Source organism: Paraburkholderia sp. WS6, assembly GCF_030464835.1.
Classification (GTDB): domain Bacteria; phylum Pseudomonadota; class Gammaproteobacteria; order Burkholderiales; family Burkholderiaceae; genus Paraburkholderia; species Paraburkholderia madseniana.
In genome coordinates this window covers 95,357-114,848 of sequence record NZ_JALQCK010000006.1, presented here as the reverse complement: position 1 = coordinate 114,848, position 19,492 = coordinate 95,357, and the positions used below count along the sequence as shown (strand labels likewise).

Annotated in this window: 23 protein-coding genes and 1 tRNA gene; 11 read left to right on the top strand and 13 right to left on the bottom strand. The window is 60.8% G+C overall.

Going from position 1 to position 19,492, the window contains the following annotated elements:
• Window positions 1–711: 711 nt before the first annotated feature.
• Window positions 712–912 carry a hypothetical protein gene (locus tag M0D64_RS09680; RefSeq protein ID WP_266257439.1) on the top strand — a complete coding sequence of 67 codons (201 nt, stop codon included), beginning with the start codon at window positions 712–714 and terminating at the stop codon, window positions 910–912.
• Between the two features lie 46 nt (window positions 913–958).
• On the opposite strand, the gene M0D64_RS09675 is transcribed toward M0D64_RS09680, so the two are convergent.
• From M0D64_RS09675 to M0D64_RS09665, 3 genes are read right to left on the bottom strand one after another with little or no spacing between them, the layout of a single operon-like run.
• Window positions 959–2,341: an MATE family efflux transporter gene (locus M0D64_RS09675; protein WP_266257438.1), complete on the bottom strand. Its 1,383-nt coding sequence runs from the start codon at window positions 2,339–2,341 to the stop codon at window positions 959–961.
• 14 nt (window positions 2,342–2,355) lie between these two features.
• Complete coding sequence (locus tag M0D64_RS09670; protein ID WP_266257437.1) at window positions 2,356–2,712, bottom strand: YciI family protein; 357 nt, start codon at window positions 2,710–2,712, stop codon at window positions 2,356–2,358.
• A 25-nt stretch (window positions 2,713–2,737) separates the two neighbouring features.
• Entirely contained in the window at window positions 2,738–3,643 is a 906-nt protein-coding gene (locus M0D64_RS09665; protein WP_266257436.1) for an NAD(P)H-binding protein, read from the bottom strand.
• Here M0D64_RS09665 and M0D64_RS09660 point away from each other — a divergent pair.
• Complete coding sequence (locus M0D64_RS09660; protein ID WP_266257435.1) at window positions 3,557–4,318, top strand: PadR family transcriptional regulator; 762 nt, start codon at window positions 3,557–3,559, stop codon at window positions 4,316–4,318. The genes M0D64_RS09665 and M0D64_RS09660 overlap by 87 nt on opposite strands.
• A gap of 469 nt (window positions 4,319–4,787) precedes the next feature.
• Here the strand turns inward: M0D64_RS09660 and M0D64_RS09655 are convergent, their stop codons facing one another.
• Window positions 4,788–4,961 (bottom strand): hypothetical protein, encoded by a 174-nt coding sequence (locus tag M0D64_RS09655; protein WP_171925007.1) that lies wholly within the window; start codon window positions 4,959–4,961, stop codon window positions 4,788–4,790.
• Window positions 4,962–5,053: 92 nt separating this feature from the next.
• Entirely contained in the window at window positions 5,054–5,338 is a 285-nt protein-coding gene (locus M0D64_RS44880; protein WP_308102072.1) for a hypothetical protein, read from the bottom strand.
• Between the two features lie 425 nt (window positions 5,339–5,763).
• On the opposite strand from M0D64_RS44880, the gene M0D64_RS09645 reads away from it, so the two are divergent.
• Window positions 5,764–5,838, top strand: a tRNA-Arg gene (locus tag M0D64_RS09645).
• A 292-nt stretch (window positions 5,839–6,130) separates the two neighbouring features.
• Here the strand turns inward: M0D64_RS09645 and M0D64_RS09640 are convergent.
• Window positions 6,131–7,000 carry a LysR family transcriptional regulator gene (locus M0D64_RS09640; protein WP_266257434.1) on the bottom strand — a complete coding sequence of 290 codons (870 nt, stop codon included), beginning with the start codon at window positions 6,998–7,000 and terminating at the stop codon, window positions 6,131–6,133.
• A 93-nt stretch (window positions 7,001–7,093) separates the two neighbouring features.
• On the opposite strand from M0D64_RS09640, the gene M0D64_RS09635 reads away from it, so the two are divergent.
• The 3 genes from M0D64_RS09635 to M0D64_RS09625 all read left to right on the top strand — a co-directional run bounded on the left by M0D64_RS09635 (window position 7,094) and on the right by M0D64_RS09625 (window position 8,919).
• Window positions 7,094–7,879: an SDR family NAD(P)-dependent oxidoreductase gene (locus M0D64_RS09635; protein ID WP_266257433.1), complete on the top strand. Its 786-nt coding sequence runs from the start codon at window positions 7,094–7,096 to the stop codon at window positions 7,877–7,879.
• Between the two features lie 196 nt (window positions 7,880–8,075).
• Window positions 8,076–8,459 (top strand): VOC family protein, encoded by a 384-nt coding sequence (locus tag M0D64_RS09630; protein ID WP_266257432.1) that lies wholly within the window; start codon window positions 8,076–8,078, stop codon window positions 8,457–8,459.
• Between the two features lie 250 nt (window positions 8,460–8,709).
• Window positions 8,710–8,919, top strand: coding sequence for a hypothetical protein (locus M0D64_RS09625; RefSeq protein WP_154558969.1), 210 nt, complete (start codon window positions 8,710–8,712; stop codon window positions 8,917–8,919).
• Between the two features lie 49 nt (window positions 8,920–8,968).
• On the opposite strand, the gene M0D64_RS09620 is transcribed toward M0D64_RS09625, so the two are convergent.
• The 3 genes from M0D64_RS09620 to M0D64_RS09610 form a co-directional block, all read right to left on the bottom strand.
• A complete protein-coding gene (locus tag M0D64_RS09620; RefSeq protein WP_266239372.1) occupies window positions 8,969–9,676 on the bottom strand; it encodes a glutathione binding-like protein in 708 nt (235 codons plus the stop codon).
• A 230-nt stretch (window positions 9,677–9,906) separates the two neighbouring features.
• Window positions 9,907–10,128, bottom strand: a complete 222-nt coding sequence (locus tag M0D64_RS09615; RefSeq protein ID WP_266239371.1) for a hypothetical protein — start codon at window positions 10,126–10,128, stop codon at window positions 9,907–9,909.
• A gap of 226 nt (window positions 10,129–10,354) precedes the next feature.
• Window positions 10,355–10,546, bottom strand: a complete 192-nt coding sequence (locus M0D64_RS09610; protein WP_154558966.1) for a CsbD family protein — start codon at window positions 10,544–10,546, stop codon at window positions 10,355–10,357.
• 177 nt (window positions 10,547–10,723) lie between these two features.
• Here M0D64_RS09610 and M0D64_RS09605 point away from each other — a divergent pair, with 177 nt between their 5' ends.
• From M0D64_RS09605 to M0D64_RS09585, 5 genes are all read left to right on the top strand, one after another.
• Complete coding sequence (locus tag M0D64_RS09605) at window positions 10,724–11,047, top strand: hypothetical protein (protein WP_266257431.1); 324 nt, start codon at window positions 10,724–10,726, stop codon at window positions 11,045–11,047.
• A gap of 276 nt (window positions 11,048–11,323) precedes the next feature.
• Window positions 11,324–12,607 carry a DNA (cytosine-5-)-methyltransferase gene (dcm, locus tag M0D64_RS09600; protein WP_266257430.1) on the top strand — a complete coding sequence of 428 codons (1,284 nt, stop codon included), beginning with the start codon at window positions 11,324–11,326 and terminating at the stop codon, window positions 12,605–12,607.
• 30 nt (window positions 12,608–12,637) lie between these two features.
• Window positions 12,638–13,084 (top strand): very short patch repair endonuclease, encoded by a 447-nt coding sequence (locus M0D64_RS09595; RefSeq protein ID WP_171925005.1) that lies wholly within the window; start codon window positions 12,638–12,640, stop codon window positions 13,082–13,084.
• Between the two features lie 194 nt (window positions 13,085–13,278).
• Entirely contained in the window at window positions 13,279–13,782 is a 504-nt protein-coding gene (locus tag M0D64_RS09590) for a YbhB/YbcL family Raf kinase inhibitor-like protein (RefSeq protein WP_266257428.1), read from the top strand.
• A 138-nt stretch (window positions 13,783–13,920) separates the two neighbouring features.
• Complete coding sequence (locus tag M0D64_RS09585) at window positions 13,921–15,363, top strand: MFS transporter (protein WP_154558963.1); 1,443 nt, start codon at window positions 13,921–13,923, stop codon at window positions 15,361–15,363.
• Between the two features lie 46 nt (window positions 15,364–15,409).
• Here M0D64_RS09585 and otsA read toward each other — a convergent pair whose 3' ends face one another.
• The 4 genes from otsA to M0D64_RS09565 all read right to left on the bottom strand — a co-directional run bounded on the left by otsA (window position 15,410) and on the right by M0D64_RS09565 (window position 19,414).
• A complete protein-coding gene (otsA, locus tag M0D64_RS09580) occupies window positions 15,410–16,840 on the bottom strand; it encodes an alpha,alpha-trehalose-phosphate synthase (UDP-forming) (protein ID WP_154558962.1) in 1,431 nt (476 codons plus the stop codon).
• Window positions 16,841–17,051: 211 nt separating this feature from the next.
• Window positions 17,052–17,261, bottom strand: coding sequence for a hypothetical protein (locus M0D64_RS09575; RefSeq protein WP_154558961.1), 210 nt, complete (start codon window positions 17,259–17,261; stop codon window positions 17,052–17,054).
• Window positions 17,262–17,414: 153 nt separating this feature from the next.
• On the bottom strand, window positions 17,415–17,639 hold the full coding sequence (locus tag M0D64_RS09570) for a hypothetical protein (protein WP_166618154.1): 225 nt from the start codon (window positions 17,637–17,639) through the stop codon (window positions 17,415–17,417).
• 374 nt (window positions 17,640–18,013) lie between these two features.
• The gene (locus M0D64_RS09565; protein WP_154558960.1) at window positions 18,014–19,414 is read right to left on the bottom strand and encodes a sigma-54 dependent transcriptional regulator; all 1,401 of its coding nucleotides are present in this window, start codon (window positions 19,412–19,414) and stop codon (window positions 18,014–18,016) included.
• Window positions 19,415–19,492 lie beyond the last annotated feature (78 nt).

Below are 19,492 nucleotides of genomic sequence, written 5' to 3'. Positions count from 1 at the left end.
TCCCCGTAGTTCAGGGGTGGAATGACAGGCGCAACGCCCGTCAGATAGGGATTGCTACCATTGCTGTAGCAAAATCTGTGGCACGCGAAACTTCCCCTCCTAGCCCATTGCGCTGACTATCGCGCAGTCCCGGCTCGCGCGTTCATCCGACGACAATCGGCCACACGTCGCCATTCGCCCGTACCGCCCGCCGGACGTTCAGAGGTCTGCTCCACTCTGCAAGCAGTCGTCGGACTTCAGAAGGTGAGGGTTGCGCGATCTCCGCTAACGATCGGTGCCGCCGGGGTCGCGACCTCAACATCGTCGGCTTCCCGCAAGCACTTGGGCTGTGCGGCGGATTGCCCAGGTCGCCGCCTGCACGTGAGGATTAGCTGGCACAAGGCGCGCATTCTTTTCTTGCCGCACCGTGCCGGGCTTCAATGGCCTTGATACTGTCTGCAAAGACTTTTTCCAGAACGTGCCTGACGATGGTTCCGAGCACGAACCTGAGCACCCGTCCCTTGATGTTCTTGCCTTCGCGAACAACGACCGCGTCCAGCGCAGTCGTCCCGTAGGGCAGACGCGTAAATGTGTAGGTATGGCCCGACCTCCCCACACGTTGGAGTCGGTTGTCTTCATTACGACACAGTCGGGGTCGGACCAGTCGTAGTGCAGGCGTTCCCAGATACCGCCCGAGCCCTCTGTGACGTCGGCCTCAAAGGGGTCACGCCGATGAACCTTGGGGTATTCATCGGCGCTATTGCCAAAGAGCTTCGAGCGATCAGGCCCGAAGTCCGTGAGGCCGGCGACAAACTGCTCGGGCTTCAAAACGGTCTTGTAGCAGAAGTGGATCGTCGACGTGATGAGTTTCTTCGTTTGAATAAGCAGACAGCAAGCCGATATGTTCGGCTTACCTACCGGGTATATTTGTAGAAGCCACGCGCGTGAGAGTTGAGGCGTCGCAGACTCCAACTGATGCCTAACGATCCCAGCGGGTCCGCAGGAATCCAAGCAGGCTAATGGTCGCCGCCACGACGATGCTGACTGCCACTATCACGAAAGCTGTGTGCAGGCTCGCGTAACCCTGCAGGACCAGCACCATCGCGGCCAGCGCAAATACGAAACGCACCACGCTTGCGGTCATCGGCCAGAAAATGCGGCGTGCCCCCTGACCTGCGAAGTAGAGTTCGAAAATCACGCCGATCACCGCATAGAAAGGCGCGACCACATGCAGATACTGTGCGCCGACCGCCATAGCGGCGCTATCGCTGGTAAAGAGGCCCATCCAGGGCAGCGGAAAGAGCGAGACAACGAGTCCGACCAGGCCAACCACGCCGGCAACGAACAGTACGTTCACGATCGCCGCGCGTCGCGCACGCGCCACGTTGCCTGCGCCCAGGTTCGTGCCCACCAGCGTGATCGCGGCAGTGCCGAATCCGAACATCACCGGTATCAGCAGCATGTCGAGGCGGGATGCAATGCCGTAACCGGCGATGGCGGCAACGCTCACGGCACCGGCCGCAGCGGTCAGCGCGGTGACTGACATGGCCGACATGACGGCATTGATCGCCGACAGCAAGCCGACGCCGAGAATCGCACTGAAATGCTTGCGCTGCAGTCGATAGCGGCGCAGGCGCAACGTCGACGAGGGCGAACGCATGTAGACGACCACCACGCCCAGCGCGGCAATATTGCACAGGACCTGGGCGACGCCGGCGCCTGCCACACCCATGCGCGGCGCACCCAGCCAGCCGTTGATCAGCATCGGTGACAGTATCAGGCCGGCGACCGCGCCGCCCAGTATGATCATCGCCGGCACCTTGACGTTGCCGGCGCCGCGCAGCGATGCCTGCAGCAGCAACAATATCCAGAACGGGATCGCGCCTCCGAACAGGATGTTCGAGTAGAGCACGGCCTGGTTCAACGATGGCCCGCTGCCGCCAAGGCTGCGGTACAGCACCGGGCCGGCCAGCAGCAACACAAGGGCGAACAGTCCGCCTGCCACGACGGCGATGACCACCGCATGCCAGGCCAGGCTTTCCGCCTCGTCCTGGCGGCGGGCGCCGGTGGCTCGGGCGATAGCCGACGACACGCCGCCGCCGATGCCGGCACTCGCTACCGTGGTCATCATTATCATGACGGAAACCACCAGCGATGTTGCGGCGATCGCTTTCAGGCCCAGTGAGCTGACAAAATAGGTCTCGGCAACACCTAGCAAGGTCGTCATGAACAGCACGGCGACTGTCGGCAAGGCAAGGCGGATCAAGTTTGACAACAGCGGACCATGGAGCAGTTCGTTGGCCGGCAGGTTGGCAGGCTGAGAAGAAATCTTCTCAGCCTGATTGGCAAGAGTAGCGGGCATGATCTTATCGGCACCTAGGCGCGGGTGATCGGCAGGACCGGGATCACTTCCGTGAATCCGGCCGATGAACTGGGGCTAAGTTCGGCCCAATTCAAAGCCTCTGCCAGCGTCTCGACATTGATCACCACAAAGCCGCCAAACAGTGCGTACGCGTCCGGGGATGGGCCATCCTGGACCTGGCGCTGGCCGTCCCGCATCCGCACCGTGCTGGCGTTACGCGGATCGAGTTGCGTGCCGGCCCGCATGACGCCGGCGGCCGCGAGGGCGCCCATGTACTGTTTCCACGCGAGCGAGACTTGCTGCGCTTTAAGCAGATCGGCGTAGGTTTCATAGACGTTTGGCGGCTGTTGAAAAGCGAGAACGAATTCCATCGTTGTTTCCCGTTAGAAAGGAGGATCAGTCGGCGGTGAACGCGGCCGCGTGGCGGCGAGCGAATTCGGCGGCGGAAATCGGCGCGCGGCCGACCAACTGCTGGAAGTTGTCGGTCATGCGGTCGTAGCGGTTGTTGCGATGCAGCTGGGCCATGATGACCAGGTGTGCGACCAGATGCGCCGGCTGTTGGAGCTCCCGCAGCTTCGCTTCCCAGATCTGCGGCGGCACATTGACGTATTGGATTGTGCGGCCCAGAGCGCTGCTGAATTCCTGTGCGAGCTCAGTCATCGTCAGCGACTGGGGGCCGGTCAATTCGTAGACCTTGCCGATATGCGGCTGTGGGTTGGCCAGCACAGCAGCGGCGGCAACCCCCACGTCGGCGGCGGCGATCGGCGAGGTCCTGCCATCAGCGAACGGCAGGCGGATGGCGTTGTCGTCGCGGATGCCCTTGGCCGCCGGCAGGAACAAGCCTTCGAAGAAAGCAGTTGGACGCAGGTAGATCACCGGCAGGCCGGACCAACGCAGCATCTGCTCTGCGAGCCAGTGCTGCTTCTGTTGCGGGCTGCCGGTGGTCTCTGTCTCGCTCATCTGCGACAGCGTCATCTGCGACAGATTGACGAAGGCCTTCACACCCAGGCTTTTGGCTGTGACCGCGACGGTGGCGGCTGCTTCCAGGTATTCGGGCGAAACCGACATCGTGAAATACACCACTGAGCAGCCTTGCATGGCTGCGCGCACGGCGACGATGTCGAGCATGTCGGCGACCACGACTTCGGCGCCCAGGTCACGCAGCCTGTCGGCGCGGGCGTCCAGTTTGCGCACCATCGCGCGTACGCGATGGCCTTGTTCCAGCAGGTTGGCGATGGCCGCGCGCGCGGTCGAACCGACGCTGCCGGCGGCGCCGGTGACGAGAATAGTTTCTTGGGACATGGCCTTCCTGATAACATCGAGTATGTAGGAAAATACATAGTGACACGTCGTTTTGACTATGTCAAAAAAAACATAGTCATTCCGTGTGCGCGTTGGCGCAATCTAGGAGCAATGCGAGTGAGTGATCTGAAGGAAACCGCGGCAGGCAAGGAAAAGCCGCTGAAATACGTTCTTCTTGCCGGTATCTATAACGAGCCGCGTTCCGGCTATGAACTGACCAAATGGCTGCAGATGGTGGGCCAGCATTGCTGGTCGGTTGAGCACAGCTCGGTTTACCCCGCTTTGCGCGAACTGGAAAAGGATGAACTCATCCAGTCGGAGCGCCTGCCGGGAACGCGCGGGCCGGACCGCTCGATCTACAGCATGACCGCTGCTGGGCTCGATAAGCTGAGGGCGTGGGTGGCTAACGGTTCGCCGCGCCCCGCCATCAAGGACGAACAGATACTGCGGGTGTTGTGCTTCGATTTGCTGCCGCGCGATACAGCGTTGCAGCAAATCCGCGAGGTGCGTGCGGACCACCAGGTCCAACTTGAATTCTTTCTCGCAAGACAGGCCATGCTGACCGAGCGTCAGCTTGGACCGCTGCTGGTGGCGCGCCGCGGGGTGCTGGCGGAACAGGCCTATATCGCGTGGTGTGACGAGGTGGCGGACATGATTGCTCGCAGGCCAGCCTGATGTACGGCCAAATTCGGGCCGGGCGCGCGGCTTGAATTTACCCAATAGAGGTACCGCGCGAGGTACCGAGCGGAGTAGGCACCGCAATCACCAACGCCGAGATGACCGCTGGGTAACCGGTCTGCAACTTCAAAGCGCCTCCGGCGTACCTATCTTCGGTTAGATACGCCCGCAACCCGGACGCGGTCAAGTTCAAGGCCGATGCGCGGCGCCGACGCGGGCAGCGGGAGTAGATTGCACCCACACGGACTGATCCACGGACGTTTCGGCCTATCGGTTTCTGATGGGCTTTTTTTTTGTTGATCCATTCCGCCAATACTTTGTCCTGCGCCGCAACCTGTTTCCTGCAGACTTTCTATAGCCCTATATTCACGTCACCTCGGACTATTTGAGGGCGAGTTTGTGGCGAACTCACATTCCCTTAAAAAGTCTTTCAGCCTGCCGGCTGGTCCGCTGGCGGGCTTCTTTTTCACTTCTTCAAACCCACGCACGCGACCACCAGCGCCTCAAGCTGACCCTCCCATTGCTTGCGCTGCAGATGATCCCGCCAGAGCCGGTCGACGGCCAAACCGTTTGGCGCGGCCAGCAATTCCGCATCGGACAGGAACACAGGCGTCGGCGGAACGGAATCGATGCACGGCACAGGCACCTGCACCTTCGCCTCAACGGTCTCCGTGTGGACGACAGCGGCACTTCACAAGCTGGTCCGAGACAAGATTGTCTCGTCGACGCTCGCTATTGACGAGATTCGCACGCACGGTGGCGATCAGGCGCTTGAGCGGCTTCAGAGCCCTTGGCATCACAGGTCCGCTTGAAGTACTTGCTCGCGGAGCCCTTGTCGAACCGGAAAATGTATTTGTTCTTGTGCGGCGGCGCCTTCGGATCTGCCTTGCGCTTTTCGGTGTATTCCGGCGGCACCGGGTAACGCGGTTGCCGCATGATGACTTCGAACGCGTCGCCGATCAGCGGAATCCACTCGTTGTTGCCGATTTTCTGCCGGGGATGCTTGCGATCGCGCATCAGCGCGAGGTGATGCGCGGGCTGTGCGGTATTTCCTGACGAGCTCGCCGACCTTGACTGTGGCGGCGTCGACCGCATTCTGGCCGTTCTCGATCTCTACTTCTTTCTCCCGCGCCCGGGCTTCGGCGGCACCTTTCGTTTTGAACGTTTTTGCTATACTCTGCCCTCGCTTGCGCACCTGGGCACGCCAGCGACTGCCGACTGGCAGGATTGAAGCCATGTTTTACCCTGCTCGGAAACTGTAGCAGTGCCAGATCTCTTTTCAGCGCTACAGGGTCAATTTGTAGCAGAGGCTGCTATAAACTGGGGTTCACAGGCTGTCACGGCGCTTCATTTAGGAAGAAGCAGAAATGCCGGAAACGCCCACGGGATACGGCCAAAGCCAATATCAGCAAAGCTCCCGTCGTCCCATTGCAAATATCCATCTCCCCGTAGTTCAATGGATAGAACAAGTGCCTCCTAAGCGCTAGATACAGGTTCGATTCCTGTCGGGGGGACCAATCAGCAACATCCAGACACCTCAAAAAGCCCCGCCCGGCATTGCCTGGCGGGGCTTTTTTTAGCCACCTTCATTTCCCACGTCCGCTGAATACAGAACGGCTGAAGCCAAATCTCCGTCTGCCTTTCGCACCGACCGGACCACCTGATCGTATCCGCGAAATTCTCCTCCGAGACGCGTTAGGGTGCTCGCCGGAATTGCAAGGATAGGACCTTCGTCGCAAGGACAAGCGCCTCTGTTGAAGCGGTAATTGCATAGGTCCAAAGATAAAAATTGACCGTGCAACTACTGAGCTACCAGTTCCGTGCTGCATCGAGAAGAAGTTGACGACTCACATCGACCCGGTCGACTCCGGCGCTCCCTTTACCGCGAGCTATGTAGAGGGATATCCGAGCCTTGGTTCTGGCATTTCGACCGATCAACTGACCCGTTTGCAGCATGTCGCTGCACAAGCACTCGGGAACGACTGACAGTCCGGTTCCTGCAGCGGCAGCGTCGAGCGCTGCCTGATAGTCCGGGACGGTGACCGAGGGGAGGTCCGGGTTCCGCCCGAATGCCACGCGCCAGTAGTTGGCCAGCGCAGGTAGCGGACCTTGGACTTCGATCAGCGGCACCCCACCTGGCGCACCTGTCCGGAGCAATCGCTCGCGCCAGCGTGGCGCACAAACCAGTATTAAGGAGCCTTCGTACAGGAGATCGTATTCGACTGCCTTGTGAGGAATTCGTGCCGGTGTCACGGCAAGATCCAGTTCCCCGTCGACCAGAGCCTTCATCAGGACAGGGGGCGGTGCCGCGCGCAAGTCGAGACGGATTCCATACTGCGGCAGGGTCGCGAGGCCAGAGAAGATCAGCTTTGCGAAGCCGCTGGTTGATCCTGCATGGATGATGCCCTCCAGCGATGCATTTTTACTGCCTGCTGAATCTACGACTCTTTGCAACGCGTCCAGGTGGGGTCCCACCTGGCGCTCCAGTTCGGTGGCAGCCGGTGTCGACGCCAGGCCGCGCGGCAGGCGCTCGAACAGCTTGCACTGCAGATGATTTTCCAGAACCTTGATGTGTCGAGACACAGCGGGTTGAGTCAGATGGAGTGCGTCGGCAGCTTTCGAAATCGAGTTGTGCCGGTAGACGCTGAGAAAGCTTCGAAGGTAAAGCAGTTGAGACATAAAAATATTTATGTATAGACCGAAAACACATTATTTGTTTTTAGTCTACATCCGCTTTAGAGTCCGATCAACGCTACCAGGAGGCATGCCACCATGGCCACACCACCGTCAGTCATCCCCACGTTTCCCGATCTTCAGGGAAAGGTTGCTGTCGTCACCGGCGGCTCACGTGGAATCGGAGCCGCAACGTGCCTGGCACTTGCGAAGAACGGCGTGAAAGTTGCCGTCAACGGTCGCGACGAAACGGCGATTCTGTCGACCGTGCACGCCGTGCGCGCCGCGGGAGGGAAAGCGATTGCTGCGCCCGCGAACTGTGCCCAACTGTCTTCGGTTGAGGAGATGCGGGTACGCGTCGGCGCTGAACTTGGCGCACCTGATTTCGTCGTGGCATTCGCCGGCGGCGGCACCGGTCGGCCGGTGCCGTTTGAGCAGATCACAGAGCAAGACTGGCGCTCAAGTATTGACAACAATCTGACATCTACATTTTTCACTTTGAAATGCTTCTTGCCCGCAATGATTGCGCGCGGTTCCGGATGCATTGTCAACATGGCGTCTGCAGGTGGCAGGATTGCCGCCGGCGCACCCGCCGGCTATGGCGCCGCCAAGGCCGGGGTCATCATGCTCACACGTCATCTGGCGCATGAGGTGGGCCGGCACGGCATCCGGGTCAACTGCGTTTCGCCATCGGCGGTCCTCACGGAGCGAACCCGGCAGGCCATCACGGACGAACACGAGCGACAGATGATCCCCGCTTTCCCGCTGGGTCGGCTGGGTGATCCAGAAGATGTCGTCGCTGCGACTCTTTTCCTGCTGTCCATGGCCTCATCCTGGATCACCGGCGTGACCCTGGATGTAGCAGGCGGGCGCGTCATGTCGTGAATGATCACGCGGAGGACGGCCGGCGGCCTGGCGTCCACTCCGGAAGTTCGTCGAGGTACAGGTCCGGCCGTCACGCCGGTCGTAGCTGGATTTCACTTGAATGCTATCGGGCTTCGGCTATGTTGCATCCATAGCGAGACAAGAGTCCTTTCCTGGCCAGAACGGACATTCGGTCGCAACCAGTGAGGGTCGCAAAATGAGCGTACAGCTAAACCATACTATCGTCTGGTGCCGCGACAAGCGGCAATCGACACGGTTCCTCATGGACATCCTGCAGGTGCCGAGCCCTATCGAGTTTGGGCAGATGCTGGTCGTTCAACTCGCAAATGGCGTCTCGCTCGACTTCTTCGAAAGCGACAGCGCGATTTCCAGTCAGCATTATGCATTTCTGATCAGTGAAGAAGAATTCGACGAGGTCTTCTCTCGTATTCGTGACCGAGGTCTTCAGTACTGGGCAGACCCCGGCAAACGACGTGTCGGCAAAACCTATCAGCACAACGGTGGCCGGGGAGTGTATTTCGACGATCTTGACGGTCATTTGCTTGAAGTCATGACCCGCCCTTATCAAATTGGTGCCTAGCAGATCGGCGTTCGACTGGATGGCACCCACACTTCGTGGCAGGTGTCGGCACTGGTGGGCCGAGCGCGCTCCACGTTGAATGGCTGATTTCTGGCCGCTCCGGGCAATATCGATGGTCCCTTGTGGGTCGACTTCAGCCGGTCGGTGACAACCGGACTCGCCTGATCGTACCCACGGAATCGATGCAACATATAAAAAAGCATCGAACTCCAACACCTAAAGTATTCCCAGCGGACGCCGAAAATCAGGCATGGAAAACGACGACCGCCTCCGCCCTGGCCACCCTCTATATGAAGAAGCGATGGCCCTCGAATTGACCGTGCGCACACTGCGCCACGCACAGGGCAAGAAGAATCCCGAAGACGTCCTCTATGCCTCACCCGAGTGGGACGTTGTCAGCGAGGAGTTCGTGCGCGACCTGTACCGAGCGATGGGTGGCAACCCGGCCGAGCTGCCTTGATCGACCTTGGGTCAGTGTAGTCATCGCAGCACAAACCGCTCTCACCCCATCACGCAGGCCGCTTCGGAATATCCAATCCCCTTGCCACCGCCGGACGCGCAACGAACGCCGCCAGCACCCGCTTCACATTCGAAAAGTCGTCAATCCCGACCAGATCCCCGGCTTCGTAGAACCCGATCAGATTACGCACCCACGGGAAAGTCGCGATATCGGCGATTGAGTACTTATCGCCCAGGATCCAGTCGCGCCCTTCGAGCTGCTGATCCAGCACCGCTAGCAGCCGCTTCGACTCGGCGATATAACGATCGCGCGGGCGTTTGTCTTCGTATTCCTTGCCGGCGAACTTGTGGAAGAAACCCACCTGGCCAAACATCGGGCCGATGCCGCCCATCTGGAACATCACCCACTGGATCGCTTCATAACGGCCAGTGGCATCCTGTGGAATCAATTTGCCTGCCTTGTCCGCCAGGTAGATCAGAATCGCGCCGGATTCGAACAGCGGCAGCGGCTTGCCGTCGGGGCCGTTCGGATCGATGATCGCCGGAATCTTGTTGTTCGGATTCAACGACAGAAACGCCGCCGACATCTGGTCGTTCGTATCGAAGCGCACGAGGTGCGGTTCATAGGCCAGACCAGTCTCTTCGAGCATGATCGACACCTTCACGCCATTGGGCGTCGGCAGCGAATATAGCTGAATCCGGTCCGGATGCTCGGCAGGCCATTTCTTCGTGATCGGGAAGGTGGAGAGATCGGTCATGGTGATGGTGTAACCCTTGTGCGAGAGCTGCGGCTGAAAATGGGGCCCGGGATTCAGCGATCGACCAGAAGACCGAAAGGAGAGACCCGAACACGCGACCGCCAAATATAAACCGACTCGGCACAACGCGTGCGTGAGCGCCTCAATGCATGTCGCCTCGAATCACTCCAACGCGAACATTGCCACGCGACGCTTTTCCCCACCGCCCAACCGCACGAAGGCACTCAGACTCACCACAAATCCTTGGTGGCCGTACCGGCGCGCAGGTCATACCCTTCGCGCCACAAGGCCGCGCCGACCGTCAGCAACAGCGTCTTCTGCTCGCCATCATGTTGGTCCCACGTCGCTGCCAGCCAGGTGGCGAAACTCGCACAGGTGGTTTCGAGGTCGACGGGTGCTTTGCCCTCCAGGTACTGCCGCTCGAACATCGCAAGCACTTTTTCGGGTGTCATAAGCGCCTCCTCCGTGTTGGATGCGCCAAGTCTAAAGGCGGCGCACAGCGCGCGGAGCGTCCGCGGCGCCGAACCCGGGTACTCCCAGGCGAAAACGGCGTCGCGCCTCGCGCCCGGCGGCCAAGCCCTGGCGTCCGACAACCACAGCCCGGCACCCACCCACGCCTCATCAAAACAAAAAAGGCGCCGAAGCGCCTTTTCCCGTCAAACGACACCGCAAGCCGAATTACGGCGCGTTGCGCTTTGCATTGTCCTTGGCGTCTTCCTTAGCGTCGCCATAGGCCTTTTGCACCTTGCCGGCGCCTTGTTGAAGGTCGCCTTTAAGCTCCTTACCCGGGTTGTTGGTGGCCTTGCCGACGACTTCGTTAACCTTGCCCTTGATCTGCTCACCTACACCCTTTACCTGGTCCTTGTTCATGTTTGGCTCCGATATCTGGAATGCCGGCGCGTCATTACGCCAGTATCCCGATTCAGCAACGGGTGTGCCCGCGCCCGCCGCCAGCCCGTTTTGGTCGATGGAGCCAGCCGTGAAAAATATTTCAAAAAAGCCCTAAAGTCCGGCTGGGGCCGGCCGTAAAGGTGCCATGGAGGGGATATGGAACGCACACTCACTACGCTGACGGGGTCATCCCACGCGGCGCTGGTCGACCAGGATGTCGCGCATATTGGGCGCGTGATGCGGCCGTCTTTACAAGGCGATCTGGGTGGACCGATTCTGCCGGTTACCTACTGGCGCAAGCGTCTGTACCATTTGCTCGACACCGGCAATCTGTCCCACGCGCAACTGTGCGCGGTCGATAGCCTCCTGCTGCAATTGGACCAGTTCGAAACCGAACCCCCGCCAGTATGGATTGCGCCGGCCGCGGCAACCGCCGCCCCGTTCCAGCCGCTACAAGTCGCCGCCGGCCGTCGTATCTGATCTGACGCGCTACAAGTCTTGATGGCCGGTCTTCCGCGCCGGCCAGCCCTACTCTTCCCCGTTAAAAAAAGGCCGCGAACCCTGTCGCGGCCTGAACACGTCGCAACGCGGGGATTTCGCGTCACGCTGTAAGCCTACACGTCCAACCGTGACATTCGCATTTAGGCAAAAAAGGTCTTTGCACTACCGGAAATTTTCTGCTCACACTTAGTGAAAATAGGAAAAAGGGACGACCTTAGGTCATAATGTCCGCAAAAATTCCCAGCAAGGACCTCCGTGACCCTCGCCGCACCGCTCGACCTGCTCAAACAGGCGCGCGCCCGCTTCACTCAACGCGAAATCGCCGCGCACGTCGGTAAGGACATCAAGACGGTACGTCGCTGGGAAAAAGGCGAAACACCGTGCCCGTCGATGCTCGAACCGGCCTTGCGCGATCTGCTGCACAGTAGCGGCCGGACAAAGGCCGGCGCGGGCACCGGCGACGCCCAATTCCGCTTCATCGATCTGTTTGCCGGCATCGGCGGCATTCGCATGGGTTTCGAGGCGCACGGCGGCGACTGTGTCTTCACGAGCGAGTGGAACGATTTCTCCACCAAGACCTATCGCGAGAACTACCCTGCCGGCGGCGACCACGCGCTGATCGGCGACATCGTCTCCTTTCCCGCCGAAGAAGTGCCGAGCCATGACGTGCTGCTCGGCGGCTTTCCGTGCCAGCCGTTCTCGATTGCCGGCGTCAGCAAGAAAAACGCGCTGGGCCGCCCGCACGGCTTCGAATGTACGACGCAAGGCACACTGTTTTTCGACGTCGCGCGGATCATCGCGGCAAAGCGCCCCGCCGCATTCCTGCTGGAGAACGTGAAGAATCTGCTCTCGCACGACAAAGGCCGCACCTTCGACGTGATCCTGCAGACCCTGCGCGACGAGCTCGGTTACGAAGTGCACTACCGCGTGGTGGACGGTCAGCATTTCACGCCGCAGCATCGGGAGCGCATCATCATCGTCGGCTTTCGCGGCAAGACGTCGTTTTCCTGGGACGATCTGCGTTTGCCGGAAAGCGGGCCGCGCCTCGGCTCGATCCTGCATCGCACGGACGGCAGCGAACCCGTGCTGCCGTGGGACCACGATCGTTTCTTCGACCACGCGAGCAAACGCGTGCAACCGAAGTACACGCTCACCCCGAATCTCTGGACCTATCTGCAAAACTACGCGGCGAAGCATCGCGCGGCGGGCAATGGCTTCGGCTTCGGCATGGCTTATCCCGACAGTGTTACGCGCACACTCTCCGCGCGTTATCACAAGGACGGGTCGGAGATTCTGGTCTATCAAGGCGAGCAGTTGCGACCGCGGCGCCTCACGCCGCGTGAATGTGCACGGCTGATGGGCTTTCCCGATACCTTCAGGATTCCGGTCAGCGACACGCAGGCTTACCGGCAATTCGGCAACAGTGTCGTCATGCCGGTGATGCGGGAAGTGGCGCGCATCATGCTGCCGCATGTGCAAACCCTGCTCGCCGAGGAGATGCACAATGGTTCGAAGCAAGCCCTTTCGCTCTATTCCTGAGCGCCCCGATCCGCTACCCGGACGCTAACGATGGTCGATATCGTCGACAGCGCAACGCGTAGCCGGATGATGTCCGGCATTCGCGGCCGCAATACGAAGCCGGAAATCCTGATCCGCAGCCTGCTGCATGGCCGGGGCTTTCGTTTTCGTTTAGACGCGCGCGATCTGCCGGGCCGGCCGGATATCGTGCTGCCGCGCTATCGCGCCGTCGTGCTGGTGCACGGTTGTTTCTGGCACGGTCACGATTGCCATCTGTTCAAATGGCCGCAAACCCGGCCCGAGTTCTGGCGCGACAAGATCGGCCGCAATCGCAGCAATGACGACAAGGTTCGCGCGGCGCTGCTTGCAAGCGGCTGGCGCGTCGGGGTGGTATGGGAATGCGCTTTGCGTGGCGCGAATCGCGATATCGAGGGCGTGTTGCAGCGGCTCGTCGAGTGGTTGAAGAGCGACGCGCCGAGCTTTGAGGAACGTAGCTGAAAGCTGCTTGTAGCCTGCCCTGTTGGAGGGAACTCAAGAGCCGCTGGTGATACACTCGATTGGCTAGCTCGGGGCATTTTTGCGTGCCGATGCTCCAGAAATCAGGCAGCAACTGGCCGGCAGCTCAATGGCAAGCCGGTAGCAAAAACAGCACGCTCCGACCATCCCAGAACCACCAAGAAGGGAGGCACACGATGGCTGATTTCCGTCTCTGGTCCGACGATTTCCCCACCAACGGCTTTATGCCGAAAGCCCACGAGTACCACGACAAGGCCTTCGGCGTAGACGGCGAGAATATTTCGCCCGCGTTGCAGTGGGATGCGCCGCCGGGCGATACCCAAAGCTTCGCACTCACCGTTCACGATCCGGACGCGCCTACCGGCAGCGGCTTCTGGCACTGGGTCGTCGTCAACATTCCGGCTGAGGCCCGATCGCTGCCGCGCAACGCCGGTAAAACCGATGGCTCGCTGCTGCCGCAAGGCGCGCTGCAATTGCGCAACGACTACGGCACGGTCGGCTTCGGTGGCGCGGCGCCGCCGCGTGGCGACAAGACGCATCGCTACATCTTCCGCCTGCATGCGCTGAAGGTGCCGCATCTGCCGATCAACGCGGAGACCACCAACGCGGTCGCGCGCTTCATGACACATCTGAACGAACTCGACTCGACCACCCACACCGGTCTGTACGAACTCAAATAACGCGTGAGACGCGATGCCGGGACGCTATCGCAGCGCCGGCATCGTCACTGCGTGCCGTCCTGCCTTTCCAGGGCGGAACGCAGTGCGCGTGGCTCATCGTAGGATCGATGCGCCGCTCCCTTCGAAATCAAAAGAACGATGCACGCACAACCATCGCGCAAGGACGGTTCGATGCCGGCCGATGCCGCCTCCGCCGCTCCACTCGCCGCAGGCACACCGCTCGCGGACAGCACCGAACAAGGCTTGCCGATTCCGCAACGCTATTGGGCGATGCTGGTTATCGCCCTCGCCCTGACCCTGGCAGTGCTCGACAGCGCGATCGCCAACGTGGCGCTGCCGACCATCGCGCGCAATCTGCATGCAAGCGCGGCCGGCTCGATCTGGGTCGTCAACGCTTACCAGCTCGCCATCACCATTTCACTGCTGCCGCTTGCGTCGCTCGGCGATCGCATCGGCTACCGGCGCATCTATCTGGCCGGGCTGATCCTGTTCACGGTGGCGTCGTTCGGTTGCGCGTTGTCCACTTCGCTGCCGACGCTCGCGCTCGCCCGCGTGGTCCAAGGCTTCGGCGCAGCGGGCGTCATGAGTGTGAACACGGCGCTCGTGCGCATGATCTATCCGCCCACGCAGCTTGGACGCGGCGTTGCGATCAACGCGATGGTCGTTGCGATATCGTCCGCGGTCGGGCCGACGGTCGCCTCCGGCGTGCTCGCCATCGCCTCGTGGCCGTGGCTGTTCGCGATCAATGTGCCGATCGGGATCGCTGCGATTGTCGGCGGCTTCAAGGCGCTGCCGATGAATCCCGGCCACGAGTCTCCATACGACTATCTGAGCGCGGTGATGAACGCGTTCGTGTTCGGTCTGCTGATCTTTGCAATCGACGGTCTCGGTCACGGCGAGCACATCGGCTGGGTCGTCGCTGAGGCGCTCGTTGCGGTTGTGATCGGCTACTTCTTCGTGCGCCGTCAATTGACTCAACCCGCGCCCCTGCTGCCGATCGATTTGCTGAGAATTCCGGTGTTCGCCCTGTCGATCGGCACCTCGGTGTGTTCGTTCTGCGCCCAGATGCTGGCCTTCGTGTCGTTGCCCTTTCTGTTGCAGGACACGCTGGGTTTGTCGCAGGTAGAAACCGGTTTGCTGATGACGCCGTGGCCGGCGGTGATCATCATCGCCGCGCCGATTGCGGGTGTGCTGTCGGACAAGGTGTCGTCCGGCTGGCTGGGCGGCGTCGGACTCGTTGCGATGACAGTGGGCCTGCTGCTGCTCGCCACCCTCGGCGCACATCCCGAGCCCATGCAGATCGCGTGGCGCATGGCGCTGTGCGGTGCGGGCTTCGGGATCTTCCAGTCGCCGAACAATCGGACCATGTTGTCCGCCGCGCCGCGCGAGCGCAGCGGTGGCGCAAGCGGGATGCTCGGCACCGCACGCCTGACCGGACAGACGCTCGGCGCAGCACTGGTCGCGCTGATCTTCGGTATCGCGCCGCAAAATGGGCCGACTATCGTGCTGTATGTGGCGGCCTGCTTTTCAGCGGTCGCCGCCGTGGTCAGCATGATGCGCGTGGTAAAGAGTTCGACGTGACCGGCACGCGCGGTCCCTGAAGGCGCCCGCGCCGCCGTTGATACGACTACGACGACGATGCCGTCACGTCAGCGAGCTTTACCGCTTTGGCCGTCACCGAAGAGGCGGTCGCAACGTTGCGCAGATCGCCCAGGAACGTATCGCGCCACACCGACAGATTGTTCTCGCGCATCGGCGCCATCATGTCCGCGTGACGCGCCTGACGCTCGGCGAGCGGCATCGACAGCGCACGCTCCAGCGCCTCGGCCATCTGCGACAGATCGAATGGATTGACGACCAGCGCCCCCGGCAGTTGCTCAGCCGCACCGGCAAATTGCGACAACACGAGTACGCCCGGATCGGCCGGATCCTGCGATGCGACGTACTCCTTCGCGACCAGGTTCATCCCGTCACGCAGCGGCGTCACATAGCCAACCTGCGATTGACGGAACAGCGCCATCAGCAGATTGCGCTCGTACTTGCGGTTCAGGTATTGAATCGGCGTCCAGTCGAGTTGCGCGAAACGGCCATTGATGCGGCCGGCTTCGCCCTCCAGCGTCTGACGAATGCGCTGGTAGGTTGTCACGTCCGCGCGCGTCGGCGGCGCGATCTGCACCAGCGAAACGCGTCCGTGCCACCCCGGAGCATTCAGCAGCAGCCGTTCGAATGCCTGGAAGCGCTCCACCAGACCCTTCGAATAATCGAGCCGGTCGACGCTCATGATCAGCTTGCGCCCGCGCATGCCGTCACGCAGGCTGCGCACCGGCTTGCGGTCGGTGAACTGCTCGGCGGCCTTGGCGATCGCGTCCGGATAGATGCCGATCGGGTACGCGGCCACTTTCAGGAAGCGGTTGTAGGCGTGCACCATGCCGTCTTCGCTTGAGGTGCCGTGCTGGCCGCGCTCGATAAAATCGACGAACGACTGGCGGTCCGCTTCGGTCTGGAAACCGACCACGTCGTAGCTGCACATCGCCTTGACCAATTCCTCGTGCGGCGGAATGGTACGGAGTACTTCCGGCACCGGAAACGGAATATGCAGGAAGAAGCCGATGGGATTCTTCACGCCGAGCTCACGCAGGCAGCGCGCGAACGGCAGCAGGTGATAGTCGTGCACCCAGATGATGTCGTCGGGTTTGAGCAGCTCCTTGAGCTGCTTGGCGAGCGTCGCGTTGACCCGCTGATAGCCCGCGTATTCCTGCCGGTCGTAGCGCGACAGGTCGTTGCGATAGTGGAACGTCGGCCACAGTGTCGTGTTGGAAAAGCCGCGATAGTACTGGTCATAGTCGCGCTTGGTGAGGCCCACCGTCGCGTACGTCACATTGCCCTGCTTTTCGATCACCGGCGCGGACGGCTCGCTTACCGTTTCACCACTCCAGCCGAACCAGACTCCGCCGGTTTCCTTCAACGCGTCCAGCACGCCGATCGCGAGGCCACCTGCTGCGGGGCGGCCTTCCTGGGTCGGCGCCACACGATTCGATACCACGATCAGTCTGCTCATTGGTGCTCCACCTAGTCAGTTGCTTCGTTGCATGCGGATATGTGCCAAAAAGGTGCATGCAAGTCGCGTGCCGTTTTATGAGATGCCGGAAATAAAAATGTATGTAAATGTGACAAACGAGCAGAAACGCGCGGCATCAGAGCACCGCGAGGAAATTTTTTCTGCTTTGCGTGACGAAACCGGAACCCTTCTTACCGGCCGTCAGCCGGGCTCATGCGTCCTGTTCCGAACCGAGATCGCGCTGGTACTCCAGCCCTTCCCGACGCACGCCGCCCTGGTTGTGCTCGCCGTCTGGCGGCGCATCGGGCGCGACGCGGTTCTGCGCGGCCGGGTCCGGCGACTCCGGCGGGGCGCTCTTGCTGCCTGGCCGGGAGTCGCGCTTCGAGTGGCGCGCGGAACGTCGCAGTGCTGGGTGTCTCATGATTGATGCCTCCGGGGGAAGCCCGCCGCCATCGTGAGCGGCGTCAATTCAGTGTAGGGTTCACGACGGTAAATTGCCGGTAAAAGATGCGCCGGCTTTGTAACAAGTACATAAATTCGCTGCGTTGGACTGTGGTGCAGCGCACGGAACATGTCAGAGTTGCATGCTGGAGGCTAGCAACGGCGGACACCGACTGGCTTGTGGCGTTTGCGTGGGCTGCGATGGCGGATCACCGATCGGCGGCGCAACCGGTTCGATGGGGTCCGGAGTCGGACTTGGAACGGTGTCGGGCTCACCAGGATTCGGCGGCTCGTTGGGTTCAGGACGATGAGCGTGCATCGGGAGGGGAAGCGGAGAAGCGGCGGCGTATTCCGGCATGTCAGTTACCTCGTTTTGCGTTCCATCGAACCGCAGCAAGGCCCATGCCGAATAAAAGGAAGGAAAAAAACCGACGAATGGTTCGAAGACCTACGCTTCGGCGCGCGCAGCGCCGCCGGAAGAATGACACCCTTGTCACAAGCGCACGCCGGTGCACGAACCCAGATTCCAGATGCACCACTACCCGCAGCAGACCACGGTGCCCACTTAGCAGGAGTGGTTTGAGCCGCTTTCTTTTGCCTACTTTTCTTTGCGGCATGCAAAGAAAAGTAGGTGCCGCCCCGCACAGGGGCAACACTAATAGACCACTACCAATTCAAGGAAAGGCCAACCCCCTAAGAACACTGACAATAAGCGCCGAACAGGCAAAAACCTCAAGCGCCAGCGCCCCCGACAACTCGCGATTCATCCGCAACCTCCCCCTCATCCCGCGCATCATTCCCATACTCAACAAGCCGGTTATAAAGCGTCTTCAAACTAATCCCAAGAATCTCAGCAGCCCGCGTCTTGACGCCACCGCATTGCTCAAGCGTAGCCAGAATCAACTGCCGATCCGCCTCAGCAAGCGAAGTCCCAAACGGAATCGTGATCGCCGTACCAGCCGCAGGCTTCGACAAGGTAATCTGCAACGGCACGGTAGCCGTACTATCCGAATCAGTCCCCGACATAATGTGCGCCCGCTGCACATAGTTCTTCAACTCGCGCACATTGCCCGGCCACGGATACGACATCAACATGTCCTTCACAGCAGCCGGAAAATGCTTCTTCGTGCTATGCCGCTCGTTGAGTTCATCAAGAAACGCCTGCGCAAGCAAATCAACATCCTTACCCCGATCGCGCAGCGGCGGCAGACTGATCGGAAACACGTTCAGACGGTGGTACAAATCGAGCCGCAACTTGCCTTCCAGCACCGCCTGCTCAGGATCCCGATTAGTCGCCGCAATCAGCCGCACATCCGTTTCAATTTCCTTGGTCGTACCAACCCGCATGAACATGCCGGTTTCCAGCACGCGCAGCAGCTTCACCTGCAACTCGATCGGCATTTCGGTGATTTCGTCGAGGAACAGCGTGCCGCCGTTCGCACGTTCGAAATAGCCCTTGTGCTGGCGATCCGCACCGGTGAACGAACCGCGCTCGTGCCCGAACATTTCCGATTCGATCAGGTTCGGCGAGATCGCACCGCAGTTCACTGCGAGGAACGCATGCTTACGGCGCAAGCTGAGCTGGTGCAGCGTCTGGGCGGCGACTTCCTTGCCGGTGCCTGACTCGCCCATCAGCATGACGGAGGCCGCCGTCGGTGCGACGCGGCCGATCTGGTCGTAAACCTCCTGCATAGCCGGCGAATTGCCGAGCATCAAACCGAAGCGGCCCATGCGGCGCAACTCGCCGCGCAACGTGCCGATTTCCGCCTTCAGGTCGCCGGCGCGCGGCAAACGCGACAGGATCGCCTTCACGCGCTGCATATTGATCGGCTTCACCAGGTAGTCGGTGGCGCCCATCTTCAACGCGTTGACCGCTGACTCCACCGTGGCGTGGCCGGTAATCACGATCACCTCCACACCGGAGCGCGGATCGAGATCTTCAAACAGATCGACTCCACTGCCGTCGGGCAGCTTCAGGTCGGTAAAGACGACGTCCGGCATCTGGCGGACCAGTTGAATGCGCGCTTCGCGCAAATCGCCCGCAGTAGCGGTAGTCAAACCGTCTTCCCCGATGATGGCGGAAAGCGCCTCGCGGGTACCGGCATCGTCATCGACAATCAGTACGTGTGGCATCGCGTCTCGAAAGCCCGAAAGCGTGAATGGGGGAACATGCTAAACCGCATAGTGGGAAGCCGTTCAGCAGCTTGCCGG

Excerpts from the sequence above, each read along its gene's own strand:
- M0D64_RS09680 (WP_266257439.1), top strand. The coding sequence starts at position 712 with ATGAACCTTGGGGTATTCATCGGCGCTATTGCCAAAGAGCTTCGAGCG.
- M0D64_RS09675 (WP_266257438.1), bottom strand. The coding sequence starts at position 2,341 with ATGCCCGCTACTCTTGCCAATCAGGCTGAGAAGATTTCTTCTCAGCCT.
- M0D64_RS09670 (WP_266257437.1), bottom strand. The coding sequence starts at position 2,712 with ATGGAATTCGTTCTCGCTTTTCAACAGCCGCCAAACGTCTATGAAACC.
- M0D64_RS09665 (WP_266257436.1), bottom strand. The coding sequence starts at position 3,643 with ATGTCCCAAGAAACTATTCTCGTCACCGGCGCCGCCGGCAGCGTCGGT.
- M0D64_RS44880 (WP_308102072.1), bottom strand. The coding sequence starts at position 5,338 with ATGCGCGATCGCAAGCATCCCCGGCAGAAAATCGGCAACAACGAGTGG.
- M0D64_RS09640 (WP_266257434.1), bottom strand. The coding sequence starts at position 7,000 with ATGTCTCAACTGCTTTACCTTCGAAGCTTTCTCAGCGTCTACCGGCAC.
- M0D64_RS09635 (WP_266257433.1), top strand. The coding sequence starts at position 7,094 with ATGGCCACACCACCGTCAGTCATCCCCACGTTTCCCGATCTTCAGGGA.
- M0D64_RS09630 (WP_266257432.1), top strand. The coding sequence starts at position 8,076 with ATGAGCGTACAGCTAAACCATACTATCGTCTGGTGCCGCGACAAGCGG.
- M0D64_RS09625 (WP_154558969.1), top strand. The coding sequence starts at position 8,710 with ATGGAAAACGACGACCGCCTCCGCCCTGGCCACCCTCTATATGAAGAA.
- M0D64_RS09620 (WP_266239372.1), bottom strand. The coding sequence starts at position 9,676 with ATGACCGATCTCTCCACCTTCCCGATCACGAAGAAATGGCCTGCCGAG.
- M0D64_RS09615 (WP_266239371.1), bottom strand. The coding sequence starts at position 10,128 with ATGACACCCGAAAAAGTGCTTGCGATGTTCGAGCGGCAGTACCTGGAG.
- M0D64_RS09610 (WP_154558966.1), bottom strand. The coding sequence starts at position 10,546 with ATGAACAAGGACCAGGTAAAGGGTGTAGGTGAGCAGATCAAGGGCAAG.
- M0D64_RS09605 (WP_266257431.1), top strand. The coding sequence starts at position 10,724 with ATGGAACGCACACTCACTACGCTGACGGGGTCATCCCACGCGGCGCTG.
- M0D64_RS09595 (WP_171925005.1), top strand. The coding sequence starts at position 12,638 with ATGGTCGATATCGTCGACAGCGCAACGCGTAGCCGGATGATGTCCGGC.
- M0D64_RS09590 (WP_266257428.1), top strand. The coding sequence starts at position 13,279 with ATGGCTGATTTCCGTCTCTGGTCCGACGATTTCCCCACCAACGGCTTT.
- M0D64_RS09585 (WP_154558963.1), top strand. The coding sequence starts at position 13,921 with ATGCACGCACAACCATCGCGCAAGGACGGTTCGATGCCGGCCGATGCC.
- otsA (WP_154558962.1), bottom strand. The coding sequence starts at position 16,840 with ATGAGCAGACTGATCGTGGTATCGAATCGTGTGGCGCCGACCCAGGAA.
- M0D64_RS09575 (WP_154558961.1), bottom strand. The coding sequence starts at position 17,261 with ATGAGACACCCAGCACTGCGACGTTCCGCGCGCCACTCGAAGCGCGAC.
- M0D64_RS09570 (WP_166618154.1), bottom strand. The coding sequence starts at position 17,639 with ATGCCGGAATACGCCGCCGCTTCTCCGCTTCCCCTCCCGATGCACGCT.
- M0D64_RS09565 (WP_154558960.1), bottom strand. The coding sequence starts at position 19,414 with ATGCCACACGTACTGATTGTCGATGACGATGCCGGTACCCGCGAGGCG.